14 protein-coding genes are annotated in these 16,458 nt (G+C 75.9%); all 14 read left to right on the top strand.

Features of this window, described 5'->3' with window-relative positions; genetic code table 11:
* Window positions 1-511 (top strand): LLM class flavin-dependent oxidoreductase (locus tag Sru01_RS17620; RefSeq protein ID WP_203986643.1); only part of this gene is annotated, 511 nt, incomplete at its 5' end.
* Between the two features lie 25 nt (window positions 512-536).
* Window positions 537-2,693: an acetate--CoA ligase family protein gene (locus Sru01_RS17625; RefSeq protein ID WP_203986646.1), complete on the top strand. Its 2,157-nt coding sequence runs from the start codon at window positions 537-539 to the stop codon at window positions 2,691-2,693.
* A 53-nt stretch (window positions 2,694-2,746) separates the two neighbouring features.
* A complete protein-coding gene (locus tag Sru01_RS17630; RefSeq protein WP_203986649.1) occupies window positions 2,747-4,354 on the top strand; it encodes a class I adenylate-forming enzyme family protein in 1,608 nt (535 codons plus the stop codon).
* Complete coding sequence (locus Sru01_RS17635) at window positions 4,351-4,941, top strand: flavin reductase family protein (protein WP_203986662.1); 591 nt, start codon at window positions 4,351-4,353, stop codon at window positions 4,939-4,941. The genes Sru01_RS17630 and Sru01_RS17635 overlap by 4 nt, the downstream gene beginning before the upstream one ends.
* Before the next feature lie 43 nt (window positions 4,942-4,984).
* The gene (locus Sru01_RS17640; protein WP_203986681.1) at window positions 4,985-6,190 is read left to right on the top strand and encodes an acyl-CoA dehydrogenase family protein; all 1,206 of its coding nucleotides are present in this window, start codon (window positions 4,985-4,987) and stop codon (window positions 6,188-6,190) included.
* Between the two features lie 28 nt (window positions 6,191-6,218).
* Entirely contained in the window at window positions 6,219-7,037 is an 819-nt protein-coding gene (locus Sru01_RS17645; RefSeq protein ID WP_203986683.1) for a nitroreductase family protein, read from the top strand.
* A gap of 15 nt (window positions 7,038-7,052) precedes the next feature.
* Window positions 7,053-8,027, top strand: coding sequence for an LLM class flavin-dependent oxidoreductase (locus Sru01_RS17650; RefSeq protein ID WP_239137515.1), 975 nt, complete (start codon window positions 7,053-7,055; stop codon window positions 8,025-8,027).
* 7 nt (window positions 8,028-8,034) lie between these two features.
* Entirely contained in the window at window positions 8,035-9,279 is a 1,245-nt protein-coding gene (locus Sru01_RS17655; protein WP_203986689.1) for an MFS transporter, read from the top strand.
* Window positions 9,280-9,312: 33 nt separating this feature from the next.
* Window positions 9,313-10,512 (top strand): acyl-CoA dehydrogenase family protein, encoded by a 1,200-nt coding sequence (locus Sru01_RS17660; RefSeq protein ID WP_203986704.1) that lies wholly within the window; start codon window positions 9,313-9,315, stop codon window positions 10,510-10,512.
* A gap of 1 nt (window position 10,513) precedes the next feature.
* The gene (locus tag Sru01_RS17665; protein ID WP_203986707.1) at window positions 10,514-12,799 is read left to right on the top strand and encodes an acetate--CoA ligase family protein; all 2,286 of its coding nucleotides are present in this window, start codon (window positions 10,514-10,516) and stop codon (window positions 12,797-12,799) included.
* Entirely contained in the window at window positions 12,796-13,920 is a 1,125-nt protein-coding gene (locus Sru01_RS17670; protein ID WP_203986710.1) for an acyl-CoA dehydrogenase family protein, read from the top strand. Before Sru01_RS17665 ends, Sru01_RS17670 begins: the two co-directional genes overlap by 4 nt.
* A gap of 1 nt (window position 13,921) precedes the next feature.
* The gene (locus tag Sru01_RS17675; RefSeq protein WP_203986725.1) at window positions 13,922-14,350 is read left to right on the top strand and encodes a Zn-ribbon domain-containing OB-fold protein; all 429 of its coding nucleotides are present in this window, start codon (window positions 13,922-13,924) and stop codon (window positions 14,348-14,350) included.
* Entirely contained in the window at window positions 14,347-15,498 is a 1,152-nt protein-coding gene (locus tag Sru01_RS17680) for a thiolase C-terminal domain-containing protein (RefSeq protein WP_239137511.1), read from the top strand. The genes Sru01_RS17675 and Sru01_RS17680 overlap by 4 nt, the downstream gene beginning before the upstream one ends.
* A 60-nt stretch (window positions 15,499-15,558) precedes the next feature.
* Complete coding sequence (locus tag Sru01_RS17685; RefSeq protein WP_203986740.1) at window positions 15,559-16,458, top strand: SDR family oxidoreductase; 900 nt, start codon at window positions 15,559-15,561, stop codon at window positions 16,456-16,458.

Raw genomic sequence — 16,458 nt, forward strand, 5'->3', positions numbered from 1 at the left:
GGGCGGCCCGCCGATCTGGATCGGCGCCGGCGGCCGCGTCTCGGTGCGCAAGGCCGCCGAGCTGGGCGACGCCTGGATCATCCCTGGCAACTCGCCCAAGCCCGGCTGGCACCTCCAGGCGATGGAGAACCACGACGACGCGCTCGCCGGGGCCGGAAAGCCGCGCGAGGGCCGCGAGTATCCGATGGTGGTGAACGTGTTCTGCGGCCCGGACCTCGAGCGCGCCCGGGAGACGGTGCGGCCGTACATCGAGCGGGAGTACTTCAACTACGCCGACTACCCGCAGCTCGCCTTCCAGCGCGAGAAGTTCGAGTACATGTGGGAGAACCTGTTCCTGGTGGGCGATCCCGACACGGTGGCCGAGAAGGTCGGCCGGCTGCGGGACTCGGGGGTGAACCACCTCATCTGCCGCCCGTTCTGGCTGGGCATGTCGCACGACCGGACCGTCGAGTCGGTGAAGCTGTTCGCCCGGGAAGTGATGCCCCGGTTCGCGGAGGTGCCCGCCGCCTGAGGCGGCCGGCGGGGAGGGGAGCGCGATGAACGGCACCGAGGCGGACGGCGGCGCACCGGGCGGTGGAGACCGGCGGCCCGCGGGGACCGCCGGGCCGGACCTCCGCGGCTTCTTCACCCCCCGGCGGGTGGCGCTGATCGGCGCCAGCGAGTCCTCCGGATGGACCGGCCTGGTGCTGGCGGGCGCCGACCGGTCTCCAGGGTTGGAGGAGATGATCCTGGTGAACCCGCGGCGCGCCACGGTGCACGGACGGCCCGCGATCCCGAGCCTGGCCGCGCTGGACCGGCCGGCCGACCTGGCGTTCGTGATGGTCGGCCCGGACCGGGTGGCCGGCGCGGTGCGGGACGCCCTCGCGGCCGGCACCCGCGACCTCGTCGTGCTGTCGGCCGGGCTCGGCGAGGCGGGCGCGGAGGGCGGGACGCGGCAGCGCCACCTGGCGGAGCTGTGCGCCGCCGGCGGCGCCCGGCTGCTCGGCCCGAACGTCAGCGGATTCGTCAATCCCGCGGGCGGCGTCACGCTGTTCGGCCTGCCGGTGCCGGCGGATCTGCCCGCCGGGCGGGTCGGGGTGGTCATGCAGTCCGGCGGCCTGGCCACCCACGTCCTCGGCCTGGCGCGCAGCTGGGGCATCGGCCTCAGCCTCCTCGCCACGACCGGGAACGAGGCGGTGCTCACCGCCACCGACGTGCTGGATCATCTGGTCGACGACGAGGGCACCGGCGTCGTCGCGGTGTTCCTGGAGTCGGTGCGCGACCCGGCCGCGTTCCGCGCGGTGGCGCTGCGCGCCGCCGGGCGGGGCAAGCCGATCGTCGCGCTGCACGCCGGCACGTCCACGCTCGGCCGCGCCGCGGCGCTCTCGCACACCGGGGCGCTGGTCGGTGACCACGCGCTCACCGCCGCCGCGCTGGAGGACCTCGGCGTGGTGCTGGTGCGCTCGATGGAGGAACTGGTCGCGACCGCGGCGCTGCTCGCCCACCACCCGCGCGGCCTGGGCGGGCGCCGGCTGGCCGTGGTCGCCGCGTCCGGCGGAGCCTGCGAGCTCATCGCGGACGCCGCCGAGCCGCTCGGGTTCACGCTGCCGCCTTTCTCCGGAGAGCTGGCCGGGGCGCTGGCGGCGGCGCTGCCCCCGTTCGCCGACGTGCGCAACCCGCTGGACGTCACCGGGTACGTGGTCAAGGCGGCGGACCTGCCGTTCACCGCTACGGAGCTGGTCGACCGGCATGGCGCCGGCGACCACGACGCGCTGATCCTGCAGTCCGTCGTGCTGCCGGCCGGGCCCGGGCCGGACGAGGAGGCGGTGCGCGCCCGGTTCCGGCGGCTCGCCGGGGCGGTCCGCGGTGCCACCGTCCCGGTGGTGCTGCAGACCGGCGCGGTGTTCGCGCTGAGCCCGTTCGCGCTGGAGCTCGTCATGGACAACGACCTCGTCGTCCTGCCGGGCATCGCCGCCGGGATGGCCGCGCTGGACCGGGCGGCGCGGTACGCGGAGATCCTGCCGCGCGCGCTGCGGGACCGGAGTCCAGCCGCCGTCCCGGCGTGGGCCGGCCGCGGCGACGTGGCGGAGCTGCTGGCGCGGTGCGGCGTCCCGGTGCCGCCGGAACGCCGCGTCCGCACGGCGGGGGAGGCCGCGCGGGCCGCGGCCGAGCTGGGCTTTCCGGTGGTGCTGAAGGTGGTCAGCGACGACGTGCCGCACAAGTCGGACGTGGGCGGCGTGGTGCTGGGGCTGGCCGGCCCGGCGGCGGTGTCCGAGGCGTTCTCGGCCATGATGGCCGAGGTGTCCGCGCGCCTGCCCGGCGCGGCGCTGGATGGCGCGCTGGTGGCGCCGATGCGGCCGCCCGGGGTGGAGTTGCTGGTCAGCGTGGTGAACGACCCGCGCTGGGGGTTGTTGTTGACCGTGGGGTCGGGCGGGGTGCTGGCCGAGTTGCTGGACGATGTGGTGGTCCGGCCGCTGCCGGTCGCCGAGACGGAGATCCCCGGCATGCTGGCCGGGCTGCGGGTGGCGCGGCTGCTCGGCGGGTACCGCGGGTCGGCGCCGGCCGACCTGCCCGCCGTCACCGCGGCGATCGTGGGCGTGCAGCGGCTGGCCGGCGCGCTCGGACCGGACCTGCGCGCCGTCGAGATCAACCCGCTGTGGGTGCGCGGCGAGCAGGTGGAGGCGCTCGACGTGTTGCTCGACTGGGCGCACTGACCTCAGAGGCTGGACAGGCCGTTCCGGGTGCCATAAAATTCCGACTAGTTGGTATGAAATTGCTCCAGGCCGAAGAGGTGGAACCGTTGGCGCGCAACCTGGCACATGATCTGGAAGCCCGGGCGAGCCGATCGCCGGACCGGGTCGGGCTGATCCACGAGGACGGCCGCACCTGGACCTACCGCCAGCTCGACCGGGCGGCCGCCGCGGTCGCCCGCGACCTGTCCGCCCGGGGAGCGGCCCGGGGCGCCCGGGTGGGCCTCCACCTCGCCAACGGTCCCGAGCTCGTCCTCGGCCTGGCCGGCTGCTGGAAGGCCGGCCTGGTCCCGGTCCCGATGAGCGGCCTCTACACCGCCGACGAGGTCGGCTCCTGCGTGCGTAAGACCGCGCCCGCCCTGGTGGTGGCCGACCCGGCCCGGCTGCCCGTCGCCGGCGTCCCGGTCGTCCTCCTCGACGTGCTGCGCTCGGCCGGTGAGGCGGCACGCGTCCCCGGCGCCGCCGCCGTGCCCGGCGTGGCCGCGCCTGATCCCGCCGCGGACGAGGAAGGGCTGGTGCTGTTCACCGGCGGCTCCACCGGGCTGCCCAAGGCGGTGGCCGTCACCCACGCCGGCACCCACGCTTCGATGGCGACCCTGGCCCGGGCGCAGAAACGGGGTACGCCGCCCCCGGACGGACTGTACGACCTCGCCGCCGAGGATGTGCCGCCCAACCTGGTGCTGCTGCCGCTGTTCCACGGCGGCGGCATCCAGTCGCTGCTGTTCGCCTGGCACGTCGGCCGGGCCGTGCTGCTGGTCGAGCGGTTCTCGGTGGACCGCGTCGCCCGGCTGGTGCCGGGCCACCGGGTGGACAACCTGTTCCTGCTGCCCACCATGGTCTACGACCTGACGCACGCCGCCGAGTCTCCCGACCTCTCCTCGGTGCGCACCGTCCTGGTCGCGGGCCAGCGGCTGGACCCGGAGCTGAAGGTGCGGTTCGAGGAACGCTTCGGTGTCACCGTGACGTCCAACTACGGCTCCGCCGAGCTCGGCCACGTCGCCGGCTGGCACTCCAGGGACGTGCGCGAGGGGCGCTGGCGGCCGGGCTCGGTCGGCCGCGTCTACGACGGCGTCGAGCTGGAGGTCCGCGACGAGCGGGGCCGGGCCCTTCCCCCCGGCACCCCTGGCGAGATCTGGGTCAGGTCCACCCGCACCAAGGGATACGCCGACGGTGGTGGCGACGAGGCACCGCTGGTGCGGGACGGCTGGGTGCGCTCCGGCGACGTCGGCCACCTGGACGCCGACCGCGTGCTGTACCTGGTCGGGCGGATCAGGGAGGTCATCAAGACCGGCGGCTTCCAGGTGTGGCCCGGGGAGGTGGAGGCGGTGCTGCGACGGCACCCCGCGGTGGCCGACGTCGCCGTGGTGGGCGTCCCGGACCCGCGGCTCGGCGAGGTGCCCAAAGCGTTCGTCGTGACCCGTGAGCCGGTGCCCCCCGAGGAACTGGTCGAGTGGTGCCGCGACCGGCTCGCGCACTTCAAGTGCGTCCGGCGGGTGGCCTTCGTGGCCTCGTTGCCGCGCAGCGAGGCCGGCAAGCTCATGCGCGCCGCCCTCGCCGCCGCCGACCCGGCTCCCAGCGGCCCGCAGACCCCCACCGGCGCCCGGCCTGAGGAGGCCGCGCGATGACCGGCCCGATCACCGGTTCCTGGTGCCCGGTCGACTCTCGCCCGGCCGCCGGCCAGCTGCCGCGCCGCGACGGCGCCGTCCGGCCCGCCGTGGTCCCGGCCGTGGTCCCGGCCCCGATTTCGGGCACGCTCTTCCGTAGCGTGATGGGCAGCGTGCCCACCAGCGTCGCGGTGGTGGCCGGCATGACGGCGGGCGGGGAGCCGGTCGGGCTGGCGATCGGCACGCTGACCTCCGTCTCGCTGGATCCGCCATTGATCGCCTTCTGCCCGGGGGCGACCTCCACCAGCTGGCCGAAGATCCGCGCGACCGGCCGCTTCTGCGTGAGCGTGCTGGCCGGCGACCAGCAGGATGTCTGCGCCGTCTTCGCCAGCAAGCGGCCCGACAAGTTCGCCGGGCTCTCCTGGTCGGTCGCCGGCAACGGTGCCCCGCGGCTGGACGACGTGGTGGCGTGGCTGGAGTGCGACCTGGAGGCCGAGCACGCGGCCGGCGACCACAGCATCGCGATCGGGCGGGTCACCCGTCTCGGCTCGGGCACCGGCGAGGTCCCGCTCGTCTTCCTCGGCGGGCGGTACGTCGGTGTCGCCTGAGGCGGCGCCACCGGAACCCGCCGCCGCGCCGCGGCCGGCCGCGATGGCGTCGCCTGAGCATGCGGCGTTCCGGGCGCGGCTGCACGCGATCGCCGCCGACGCGGTGCGGCCCCGGGCGGCGGCGATCGACGAGACCGGCCGGTATCCGGTGGACGTGTACGACCGGTTCGCCGCCGAAGGGCTGTTCGCCCTCACCTTGCCGCCCGAACTCGGCGGCCCGCGGACCGGCCCCCGGGGGATCGTCGCCCTGACCCACGCCACCGAGGTGATGGCCCAGTACTCCAGCGCGGCCGGCCTGATGTTGCTGCTGTCCCGGCTGCCCGCGGCGCCGCTGCTGGCCGGCGGCACCCCGGAGCAGCGGCGCCGGCTGCTGGTCCCGCTCGGTGCCGGACGCGCACGGGGGGCCTTTTGCATGTCGGAGCCGCAGGCCGGCAGCGACGTGCTCGGCATCGCCGCCCGCGCCGAGCCGGACGGGGGCGGCTGGCGGCTCACCGGGCACAAGAGCTGGATCTCCGGCGCGGCCGAGGCCGACTGGTACGTCGTCGTCGCGACCACCGCCGACCCGGCCGACCGGCGGGCCGGCGCGCTGCGCGCCTTCGTGGTCGAGCGGGACGCCCCAGGGGTGGCCGTCCGGTCGCACGCCCGGTCCTCGGTGCGCGGCATGAGCCTGGGCGACCTCCTGCTGGACGGGGTACCGGTCCCCGGCGGCGCGGCGCTGCCGGGCATCGACGGGCTCGGCCCGCTGCTGGGCGCCCTGGCGACCATGCGGCCGGTCGTCGCCGCACGCGGGCTCGGCCTGGCCGAGGCCGCGCTCATGGCCGCGGTCCGGTACGCCGGTGAGCGCCGGGTGAACGGAACCGCGCTGATCCGGCAGCAAGGGATCCGGTGGGAGCTGGCCCGGGCCGCCGCCGACGTCGAGGCGGCCCGCGCGCTGACCTACCAGGCGGCCGGCCTGGTGGCGGCCGGTACGGCCGGCCCGGAGTCCGCCGCCCGCCTCGCCGTCGCCAAGCTGCACGCCACCGAGTGCGCGGTACGCGTCTCCGGGCTGGCGACCCAGATCTTCGGCGCCGCGGGCGCGGTCGCCGGGCATCCGGCCGAGCGCATGTACCGCGACGCGCGCACCCTGACCGTGGTCGAGGGTACCTCGGAGATCCAGCTCGACCTCATCGCCCGCGGCCTGGAGCGGGGCCACCTGTGGTGGGGGCCGCCGGCGGCGTCCGGACCGGCGGGACCACGTGACGGACCATGAGGAACCCGAAGCAGAGGAAGGAGGCGCCATGGCGGAGCCCGGCACGCAGAAGCCGGCCGGCCCGGTGCGCGAGCCGCTGATCACCGACCTGGAGACGGTGCTGACCACGACCCGCGCGGTACGCCGCCGGCTCGACCTGGCACGTCCGGTACCACGCGAACTCGTGCTCGACTGCCTGCGTCTGGCCCTGCAGGCGCCGACCGGCGGGGACGCCGAGGACTGGCGTTTCGTCCTGGTCGGCGACCCGGCGACCCGGGCGCGCATCGGCGAGGAATACCGGCGCCTGTTCGACCTGCACGTCCGGCCCCGGTTGCCGGCGCTCCAGGCCGGGGCCACCATGCGGGCCGGTCCGCCGGGCAGCGACCCGGAGCGGGGCAGGGACCTGGGCCGGGACGGTGCCCAGGACCTTGGGCACGATCGGGACGGCGCCCAGGATGCCGGTCACGATCTGGACGGCGCGGCCCGGCGCCGGCGGGCCCGCGTCTACGCCGGGGCCGCCTACCTCGCCGAGAACATCGGGCGGGCACCGTGGCTGGTGCTCGCCTGCGCCACCCGGCCGAACCGCAGTCCGAAGATCGCCGCCGCCGTGTACGGCTCGGTCTTCCCCGCCGTATGGTCCTTCCAGCTCGCCCTGCGCTCGCACGGGCTCGGCTCGATCATCACGACGCTGCACCTGCGGGATCCGGCGGAGGTGACCCGCATCCTCGGCATCCCGGACGGCGTGACGCAGTGCGCGTTGCTACCGGTCGCCTACACGCTCGGTACGGATTTCCGCCCGGCGGCCCGCCGGCCGGTGGCGGAGGTCACCTACCTGGACCAGTGGGCCCGCCCGCTGCCCGCGGGCTGAGCCGCCGTGCAGATCATGGTCACCCTGGCACCCGACGACCTGGCCGTGCTGCGCCGCCGGGTGGCGGCCTGCGAGCGTGCCGGGTTCGCCGCCCTCGGCATCGGGGACTCGCCGGGTTATCACGACGTCCACGTCGCGCTCACCGTCGCCGCGCAGGTGCCGGCCCGGCTGCGGATCGGCCCGATGGTCACCAACGTCGTGACGCGGACCCCGCAGGTCACCGCGCGGGCGCTGCACTCGGTGGACGAGATCGCCGGCGGCCGGGTCTTCGCCGGGGTCGGCGGGGGCGACAGCGCCCTGGCCGGCGCCGCCGGGGCGGGCGTGGCCGGACTCGCGGCCGGCCTCGGCCGGCTCCGGGAGCACTGGCCGGCGGCCGGCGTGCCGGGGCCGGACCGGCCGTGGCGGCTGGTGGTCGCGGCCAACGGCCCGCGTACGCTCGCGCTCGGCGGGGCGATGGCCGATCTGGTCGTCTCCGGCGCCGGGATCACCGCGGAGGCCGTCCGGCGCGCCCGGACCGCCGTGGCCGCCGGCGAGCGCCGGGCCGGACGCGCGCCCGGGTCGGTGCCGCTGTGGGCGGTGGCCCGGGTCGCGGTGGCCGGTGACCGGGAGACGGCGCTGGCCGGGTTGCTGCCGTTGCTCGCATCCGGTGCCAACCATGTCTTCCGCGTGCCGGGCGAAGCGCGCGGGCTGCCGCCCGAGGTGGCGGCTGGAGTGGCCACGTTGCGGGCCCGCTACGACTACGCGGCGCACGGCCACCGTACCGGGAACCCCAACGCCGCGCTGGTGGAGCGGCTCGGCCTGCGCGAACCGCTCGCCGAGCGGTTCGCGATCGCGGGCACCGCCGCGCAGGTCGCCGCCGGGTTGCGGGAGCTTTCGGGCCGCGGCGTCGACGGCGTGGTGATCCCGGCGGTGGGCCTGGACGTCGACGATCTGCTGGCCCGGCTCGGCGAGGAGGTGCTGCCGCTGCTCGGGCGGCACGCGGGCCGGTGACGGGGCGGTGACGGGGCGGGGCGGGGCACCGCTGACGGCACTCGCGTTGCCCGGGTACCGGGCGTTCATCGCCTCGCAGGCGCTGGGCAACGCGGCGATGTGGATGCACCGCACCACGCACGTCTGGCTGGTCGTGCAGATCACCAAGGGCGACGGAGTGGCGGTCGGCGTGGTGACCGGCCTGCAGTTCATCCCGATGATCGTGCTCGGGCTCGGCGGCGGCGCGCTCGGCGACCGTTTCGACAAGCGCCGGATGATGCTGCTGACCCAGTCCGCGGTGGTGCTGGCGGCCGCCGTGCTGGCCCTGCTGGTCGCCCGGGGCGCCGCCACGCTGCCGATCGCCTACGCCTTCGCCCTGCTGCTCGGCGTCCCCGGCGCGCTGGACGCCCCGGTCCGGCTGGCCTACCCCCGGCAACTAGTGCCGTCCGAGCTGCTGGCCCCGGCGGTCGGGGTGAACGGCGCGGTCTTCCAGCTCGCCCGGGTCGCCGGGCCGGCCCTGGCCGGCGGGCTCATCGCCTGGCACGGCACCGCCACCGTGTTCGCCGCCGTCGCGGTACTGGGGGCCGGCGCCTGCGCGGCGCTGTGGCGGGTACGGCCGCCACCCGCGCCGGACCCCGTGGTATCAGGAGGCGCGCCGGGCCTGCGCGGCCGGTGGCGCCGGGCGTACCTGGTTCCGATGCTGGGCGGCTTCCTGCTCGGAGTGGGCATCGCCCACCTGCAGCTCGCCGTGCCCCTGCTGCTGGATCCCACCGCGCGCGGCGCCGCCGGGACGTTCGGCATGCTGACCGCGATGATCGGCCTCGGCGGCGTGGCCGGGGCAGGGCTGGTGACCGTCACCCGCGGTGCTTCGGGTGACCGCGGGCTACTGTGGTGGTCGGCCGCGTTCTGCGCGGTCACGGTGGCCGTGGCCGCGCTGCCCACCGGCCTGGCGATGGGCGCGGGGCTGTTCCTGGCCGGCGTGACGATGCAGATCTTCGGCACCTCCGCCATCTCGGCGCTGCAGCTGCGCTCGCCCGCCGACGTGCAGGGCCGGTTGATGGCGTGGTACGTGATCGTGTTCTTCCTCTGGGCACCGGTCGGCGGGCCGGTCTTCGGCCGGCTCGCCGGCCTCGCCGGGGTGCGCCCCGCCCTGGCCGGCTCCGGCCTGGCCTGCCTGGCCGTGGCGCTGCTGGGGCTGGCGATGCTCCGGCCGGGCCGGCCGGGTGACCGCGGCGCCCCTCGACAAAGCGGTGACCGGCGGGGTATTACTTGATACCAACCAGCCGGTACGAATTTGGGAGGCCCCGTGACGATCGACTCCGGTGACGGACGGCTCGACCGGCTGCGGGCCGAGCTGCGGGAATGGCTCGGCGAGCACCGCCGCCCGTCCCTGGCGGGGATGGGCGAGTACGACCTGGAGCGCGAGGTCTGGCGCAACCCGGAGTCGCCGCTGCACGACGACTTCCAGGCCTTCGAGCAGGCGTCGCTGGCGGCCCGGCTGGTCTGCCCGCAGTGGCCCGCCGAGTACGGCGGACGCGGGCTCGGCGAGCTGGAGATGGCCGTCCTCGCCGAGGAGTTCGCGCGGGCCGGGATGCCCCGGGTCACCCGGGGCATGGGGGAGCGGCTGGCCGGGCCGGCCATCCTGGCGCACGGCACCCCCGAGCAGAGGGCGTACTTCCTGCCCCGGGTGGTCAGCGGCCAGGACCGCTACTGCCAGGGGTTCTCCGAGCCGGACGCCGGCTCCGACCTCGCGGCGGTGACCACGCGCGGCGTGGTGGCCGGCGACGAGATCGTCATCACCGGGCAGAAGATCTGGACCTCCCGGGCGCACCTGGCCGACACCCTGTTCCTGCTGTGCCGCACCGACCCGGCCGCACCCAAGCACAAGGGCATCTCGTACGTGCTGGTGCCGATGAAGGACAACGGGATCACCGTCACCTCGCTGGTCACCATGTCGGGCGAGGACGCGTTCTGCCAGGAGTACATCGACGGCGCGCGCGCCCCGCTGTTCAACGTCATCGGCGGGCTGAACAACGGCTGGCGGGCCGCGATGACCACGCTCGGCAGCGAGCGCGGCGCGGTGGCCGCCGTGCAACACCTTGAGTACGAGGAGGAGTGGCGGGCCCTGGTGGCACGGGCCCGCGAGCTTGGCCGGGACACCGACCCGTTGGTTCGCCAGGATCTCGCCTGGGCCTACTGCCAGGTGCACGTCATGAAGGCGACCGGCCGGCGCGTCCTCGCCTCGCTCGCCGCCGGTGGCCGGCCCGGCGCGGAGGCCTCGCTGACCAAGCTGGTGTGGAGCGAGTACCACCGCCGGCTGGGGGAGATCGCCATGGAGATCGAGGGCGCCGAAGGTCTGGTGCGCCCGCCGGGGGAGGGTTACCCGCTCACCCGGTGGCAGAAGACCTTCCTCACCAGCCGGGCTGAGACGATCTTCGCCGGCACCAGCGAGGTGCAGCGCCGGATCGTCGCCGAGCGCGTGCTCGGCCTTCCGAAGTCGTCCTGACATGCCGGCCCCGCCCTCCCGGCCCGCGAGCCCGCCGGACGCGCGCGGTCCCGCACCGGACGCCCGGCCGGCCGCCGGCGCCGCGGCCTGGCCCGGCGCCGGACCGGACGCCTCGCCGGACCTCGCGCCGCTGTTCCGGCCGCGCTCGGTCGCGCTGGTCGGCGCCACGGAACGCTCCATGTGGTCGGTCAACACCTTCGCCAACCTGCGCCACCACTCCCCGGACATCGCGGTGCACTGCGTCAACCCGCGCCGTGACCGGGTGCACGGTGTCCGGTCCGCGCCGTCGCTGGCCGCGATCGGCGAGCCGGTCGACCTGGCGTACATCATGTCGCCGCGCGACACCGTGCCGCGGGTGCTGCGCGAGGCGGCCGGCTGCGGCGCCGGCGCCGCGATCGTACTGACCGCCGGGTTCGGCGAGACGCCGGACGGCCGGGCCGCGCAGCGCGAGCTGGTCGAGGTGGCCGCGGAGACCGGCATCCGCGTGCTCGGGCCGAACGGGAACGGCTTCGTGGACGTCGCGGGCGGGGTCGTGCCCTTCGGCCTCCGGCTGCCCCCGCTGCCCGCCCCGGGCCGCGCCTCGTTCGTCCTGCAGTCCGGCGGGCTGATGAAACCACTGCTCTGCCTGGCCCGGTCCTGGGGCGTCGGGGTCGGCCTGCTGGCCAACACCGGCAACGAGGCCGTGCTCTCCTGCACCGATGTGGCCCGCTACCTGGTGGAGCGCGCGGAGACCGGTGCGGTCGGGCTGTTCCTGGAAGCCTTCCGCGACCCGGCCGCCTTCCGCGCGCTCGCACACCGGGCGGTCGAGCTGGACCGGCCGCTGGTCGTGCTGCCGGTGGGTCGCAGCGAGGCGGCGCGCAGCGCGGCGATGTCGCACACCGGGGCGCTGACCGGCGACTCCGCCGTCACCTCGGCGGTGTTGCGCGGCCTCGGGGTGGTCGAGGTCACCTCGCTGGAGGAACTGCTCGCCACCACCGACCTGCTGGCCCGAGGGCTGCGCCCGGGCGGTGGCCGGCTCGCGGTCGTCTCCGCCTCCGGCGGGAGCTGCGAACTGCTGGCCGACCAGGCCGCCGAGCAGGGCCTGACCCTGCCGCCGCTGCCCCCGGCCGCGGTGCGGGGCCTCACCGCGATACTGCCGGAGTTCGCCCACGTGGCCAACCCGCTGGACGTCACCGGGTACGCGACGGTGGACCCGGCACTGCCGGCCCGCGCGGCGGAGGTGGTGGGCCGGGCCGGGGCCGGGCGGTTCGACCTGATGCTGTTCCAGGCGTTCGTCTCGCCGCCCGGGTCCCCGTCCGCCGCGGACCGCGCCCACTTCGCCGGGCTCGCCGGGACGCTGCACGCCCTGCCGATGCCCGCCGTGCTGCAGGACGAGGTGGCGGTGGGGCTCGGCGACTTCGCCCGCGAGCTGTTCGCCGAGCTCGACCTGGTCCGGCTGCCAGGGATCGAGGTGGGGCTGCGCGCCGTCGCCGGCGCCGTCCGCTACACCGCCCGCCGGCGCCGCCTGGTCACCGGCCCCGGGGCCGAGGCGGCGGCCGGCACCGGGTCGCGAACGGAGGCCGGCGCGGACCCGCCGGCCGGGCGGGCGCCGCTCCCGCCCGGTCCCTGGTCGGAGGCGGTGGCGCTCGGCCTGCTGGCGCGCGGCGGCGTGCCGGTGGTGCCGCACCGCCTGGCCGGCGGCGTGGCCGCCGCCGTGGCCGCCGCCAGGGAGATCGGCGGCCGGGTGGTGCTGAAGATCTGCTCTCCCGACATCGCCCACAAGTCCGATATCGGAGGCGTGGTGCTCGGGGTCCAGGGCGACGTGGCGGTGGCCGACGCGTACGCGGCGCTGATGTCGGCCGCAGCGGCCCGCGCCCCGGCGGCCCGGATCGACGGCGTGCTGGTCACCGCGTTCCGGCCCGGCGGCCTCGAGCTGATCGCGGGCGTGCGCCGGGACCGCGTGTGGGGCCCGGTCCTGGTGCTGGGCTTCGGCGGCGTGCTGGTCGAGGTGCTGGCGGACGTGGCGATCCGGCCGCTGCCGGTCGGCACGCCGGAGGTGCTGGAGATGCTCGGCGAGCTGCGTGGCGCGGCGCTGCTGCGCGGCGCGCGCGGCGCCCCGGACGCAGACGCCGGGGCGATCGCCGAGGCGGTCCGGGCGCTGGCCGGCACCGCGCTGAGCTGGGGCGATGGTTGGGAGTCAGTCGAGGTGAACCCGCTGCGGGTCGACGGGACGGTGGTGGAGGCGCTGGACGCCCTGCTGGCCGCCGCGCCCGGCGGGTCACCGAAGATCAGCGGGAGGGCGCGATGAGGCTGGGGTTCACCGAGGAACAGGACGAGCTGCGCGCGGGCGTACGCCGGCTGCTGGCCGAACGGGCGGCGCCCGACCGGCTGCGCGCGGCGACCGAGGCGGCCGAGCCGTACGACACCGATCTGTGGAAGATGATGGCGCGGGATCTCGGCCTGCACGCCATGGCGATCCCGGAGGAGTACGGCGGGGCCGGGTACGGGTTCCGCGAGCAGTCGGTGGTGCTGGAGGAGATGGGGCGGACCCTGCTGCGCTCGCCCTACCTGTCGACGGTCGTCGTGGCCGCCGCGGCGCTGCTGCACGGCGATGACGAGGAAGCGCGTGCCCGGTGGCTGCCCCGGATCGCCGCCGGCGAGGTGGTCGCCACCCTGGCGCACGCCGAGCCGGGCGTCGGGTGGCGGGCGGGCCGGCCCCGCGCGGTCGCGGTGCGGGACGGCGCCGGCTGGCAGGTGGGCGGAGCCAAGTCCCACGTCGTGGACGGCGCCGAGGCCGGCCTGCTGCTGGTGTCGGCCGCCGCCGGCCAGGACGGCCGCGATCTCGTGCTGCTCGCGGTGGATCCCGGCCACCCGGGGGTCACGGTGACGGAACTGCCCGCCCTGGACACGACGCGGCGGCTCGCGTCGGTCACGTTGGACGGCGTGCCGGCGCAGGCGGTGGCGACCGGCGAGCGCGCCCGGCGGCTGCTGGACCGCGTCCTGGACGTCGCGGTGACCGGGCTGGCCTGCGAGCAGGCGGGCGCGGCGGCCCGGGCCCTGGAGATGACGGTGGAGTACGCCAAGGTACGCCACCAGTTCGGGGTGCCGATCGGTTCGTTCCAGGCGGTGCAGTTCACCTGCGCCGACATGCTGCTGCACCTGGAGGCGGCCCGGTCCGCGGCCTACTACGCGGCCGCCGCGATCGACCGGGACGACGAGGACGCGCCGATCGCGGCCGCGGTCGCCAAGGCGGTCTGCTCCGACGCCGGCATGGCCATCGCGGCGGAGATGGTACAGATCCACGGCGGCATCGGCTACACCTGGGAGCACGACGCCCACCTGTACTTCAAGCGGGCGGCGTCCTCCGCGGGCCTCTTCGGCGACGCCGACCTCTACCGCGAGCGGGTCGCCACCCTGGCGGGGGTCTGACGTGGCCGGCGATGAGGGCAGGCCCAAGCCGGTGCCCCGGCCGACCCCCGACACCGCCCCGTACTGGGACGGCGCGGCGGCCGGCGAGCTGCGCGTGCCCCGCTGCCGGCCGTGCGGCGAGGCGTTCCTCTACCCGCGCCCGCACTGCCCGGTCTGCTCATCGGACGACATCGAGTGGTTCACCGCGAGCGGGCGGGCCACCCTGCACTCCTACCTCATCGCGCACATCCCGGCGCCCGGCTTCGAGGATGAGGTGCCGTACGCGGTCGCGGTGGTCGAGCTGGAAGAGGGGCCGCGGTTGATGTCCGGCATAGTGGAAGTGCCGAACGATCCCGAGCACCTGGTCCTCGACATGGAGCTGGAGGTCGTCTTCGACCGGCACGGCGACGTCGCGGTGCCGAAGTTCCGGCCACGGGGCGGCGCCCGGTGAGCCGCCGTCCCGGGGTCGCCATCGTCGGGGCCGCCGAGACCGAGCGCATCGGCCGGGTGCCCGACATGTCGGCCATGCAGTTGCACGCCGCGGCCGGCCTGGCCGCGCTGCGCGACGCCGGACTCACCACCGCCGACATCGACGGGGTGGCCTGCGCCGGGGAGAGCCCGGTCGACGTCGCCGACACGCTGGGCATCCGTGCCGGGTACCTCGACGGCACCATGGTCGGCGGTGCCTCGTTCATGCTGCACGTCCGGCACGCCGCCGCCGCCATCGAGGCCGGGCTGTGCCACACGGTGCTGATCACCCACGGGGAGTCCGGCCGGTCCCGGATCGGCATGCAACCCTGGGCGCCCGCGCCTCAGTCGGTGCGCGGGCAGTTCGAGGTGCCCTACGGGGCGATCCTGGCACCGTCCACCTTTCCCATCGGCGTGCTCCGTTACATGAAGCGCTACGGCATGACCCCCGAGCAGCTGGCCATGGTCCCGGTCGTCCAGCGCCGCTGGGCGGCCCGCAACCCGCGGGCGAAGCTGCGCGAGCCGATCACCGTCGAGGACGTGCTGGCGTCCAGGATGATCTCCTATCCGTTGCACCTGCTGGAGTGCTGCCTGGTCACCGATGGCGGCGCCGCCATCGTGGTCACCTCCCGGGACCGGGCCGCCGACCGGCCGAGACCGCCGGTGCACCTGCTCGGGGCGGGCGAGGCCGGTGAGTCGCCGGCGATCTCGCAGATGGCGGACCTGACCTCCTCCCGGGCGTTCCGCGACGCCGGCCGGGCCGCGTTCGCCGAGGCCGGGATCTCGCACGCCGACGTGGACCATCTGATGATCTACGACGCGTTCGCGCACGTCCCGCTGTACGGGCTGGAGGACCTGGGCTTCGTCGGCCGAGGCGAGTCCTTCTCCTTCGTCGAGGAGGGCCACACGGCCCCCGGCGGGCGGCTGCCGACGAACACCAACGGGGGCGGCCTGGCCTACACCCACACCGGCATGTACGGCATGTTCGCCATCCAGGAGTCGGTGCGCCAGGTGCGCGGCGAGGCGGCGGCCCAGGTCGACGGGGTGCGTGTCAGCGTCGTGCTCGGCAATGGCGGCTCGTTCATGAGCGCCGGGGTGCTGGTGCTCGGCGCGGCGGAGGCCGCCGGGTGAGGCGGCGGGGACGGCCGCGGCGCGCGGCCGGTCGGAGCAGGACCTGGGGATGGAGGAGCGATGTCGAGGTTGTGTGAGGGACGCGTGGTGATCGTGACCGGTGCCGGCAACGGCATCGGCCGCCACCACGCGCTGGAGTTCGCCCGGCAGGGCGCCACGGTGGTGGTCAACGACCGCGGCGTGCGGCGCGACGGCTCGGGCGGCTCGGGCACGCCCGCCGACGAGGTCGTGGCGGAGATCGCCGCGATGGGGGGACAGGCGGTGGCCGACCACGGCGACGTGTCGGACGTGGCGGCGGCCGAGGAGATGGTCGCCACCGCGATCGACCGGTTCGGCCGGCTGGACGTGCTGGTGAACAACGCCGGCATCCTGCGCGACCGCACCCTGGTGAACATGGCCGAGGAGGAGTGGGACGACGTGCTGCGCGTGCACCTGAAGGGCACGTTCGCGCCGTCCCGGGCGGCCGCCCGGCACTGGCGGCGGCGAGCCAAGGCGGGCGAGCGGGTCGCCGGGCGCCTGGTCAACACCTCGTCCTCCTCCGGGCTGCTCGGCAACATCGGCCAGAGCAACTACGGGGCGGCCAAGGCCGGCATCGCGGGGTTCACCATCGTCGCCGCCATGGAGCTCGCGCCCTACGGCGTCACCGTCAACGCGGTCGCCCCCGGTGCGCGGACCCGGATGACCGAAGGGCTGATGGCCGAGGCCGACGGCGACCTCGACCCCTACGACCCGGCCGCCATCTCGCCGCTGGTCGCCTGGCTGGGCAGCGAGCGGTCGGCCGGGGTGACCGGCCAGGTCTTCGACGCCCGCGGCGGCACCATCGGCGTGTACGAGGGGTGGCGGGTCGGTCCCACCGCGACGCTGCCCCGGCTGTGGCGCGCCGAGGAGGTCGACGGCGAGGTGCGCAAGCTCCTGGCCCAGGCGGTGCGCAACCCCCGGCTGCCCGAGGCGGCGGGCTGA

Source organism: Sphaerisporangium rufum, assembly GCF_016863395.1.
In the GTDB taxonomy this organism is placed as follows: domain Bacteria; phylum Actinomycetota; class Actinomycetes; order Streptosporangiales; family Streptosporangiaceae; genus Sphaerisporangium; species Sphaerisporangium rufum.

Excerpts from the sequence above, each read along its gene's own strand:
- Sru01_RS17625 (WP_203986646.1), top strand. The coding sequence starts at position 537 with ATGAACGGCACCGAGGCGGACGGCGGCGCACCGGGCGGTGGAGACCGG.
- Sru01_RS17630 (WP_203986649.1), top strand. The coding sequence starts at position 2,747 with ATGAAATTGCTCCAGGCCGAAGAGGTGGAACCGTTGGCGCGCAACCTG.
- Sru01_RS17635 (WP_203986662.1), top strand. The coding sequence starts at position 4,351 with ATGACCGGCCCGATCACCGGTTCCTGGTGCCCGGTCGACTCTCGCCCG.
- Sru01_RS17640 (WP_203986681.1), top strand. The coding sequence starts at position 4,985 with ATGGCGTCGCCTGAGCATGCGGCGTTCCGGGCGCGGCTGCACGCGATC.
- Sru01_RS17645 (WP_203986683.1), top strand. The coding sequence starts at position 6,219 with ATGGCGGAGCCCGGCACGCAGAAGCCGGCCGGCCCGGTGCGCGAGCCG.
- Sru01_RS17650 (WP_239137515.1), top strand. The coding sequence starts at position 7,053 with ATGGTCACCCTGGCACCCGACGACCTGGCCGTGCTGCGCCGCCGGGTG.
- Sru01_RS17665 (WP_203986707.1), top strand. The coding sequence starts at position 10,514 with ATGCCGGCCCCGCCCTCCCGGCCCGCGAGCCCGCCGGACGCGCGCGGT.
- Sru01_RS17670 (WP_203986710.1), top strand. The coding sequence starts at position 12,796 with ATGAGGCTGGGGTTCACCGAGGAACAGGACGAGCTGCGCGCGGGCGTA.
- Sru01_RS17685 (WP_203986740.1), top strand. The coding sequence starts at position 15,559 with ATGTCGAGGTTGTGTGAGGGACGCGTGGTGATCGTGACCGGTGCCGGC.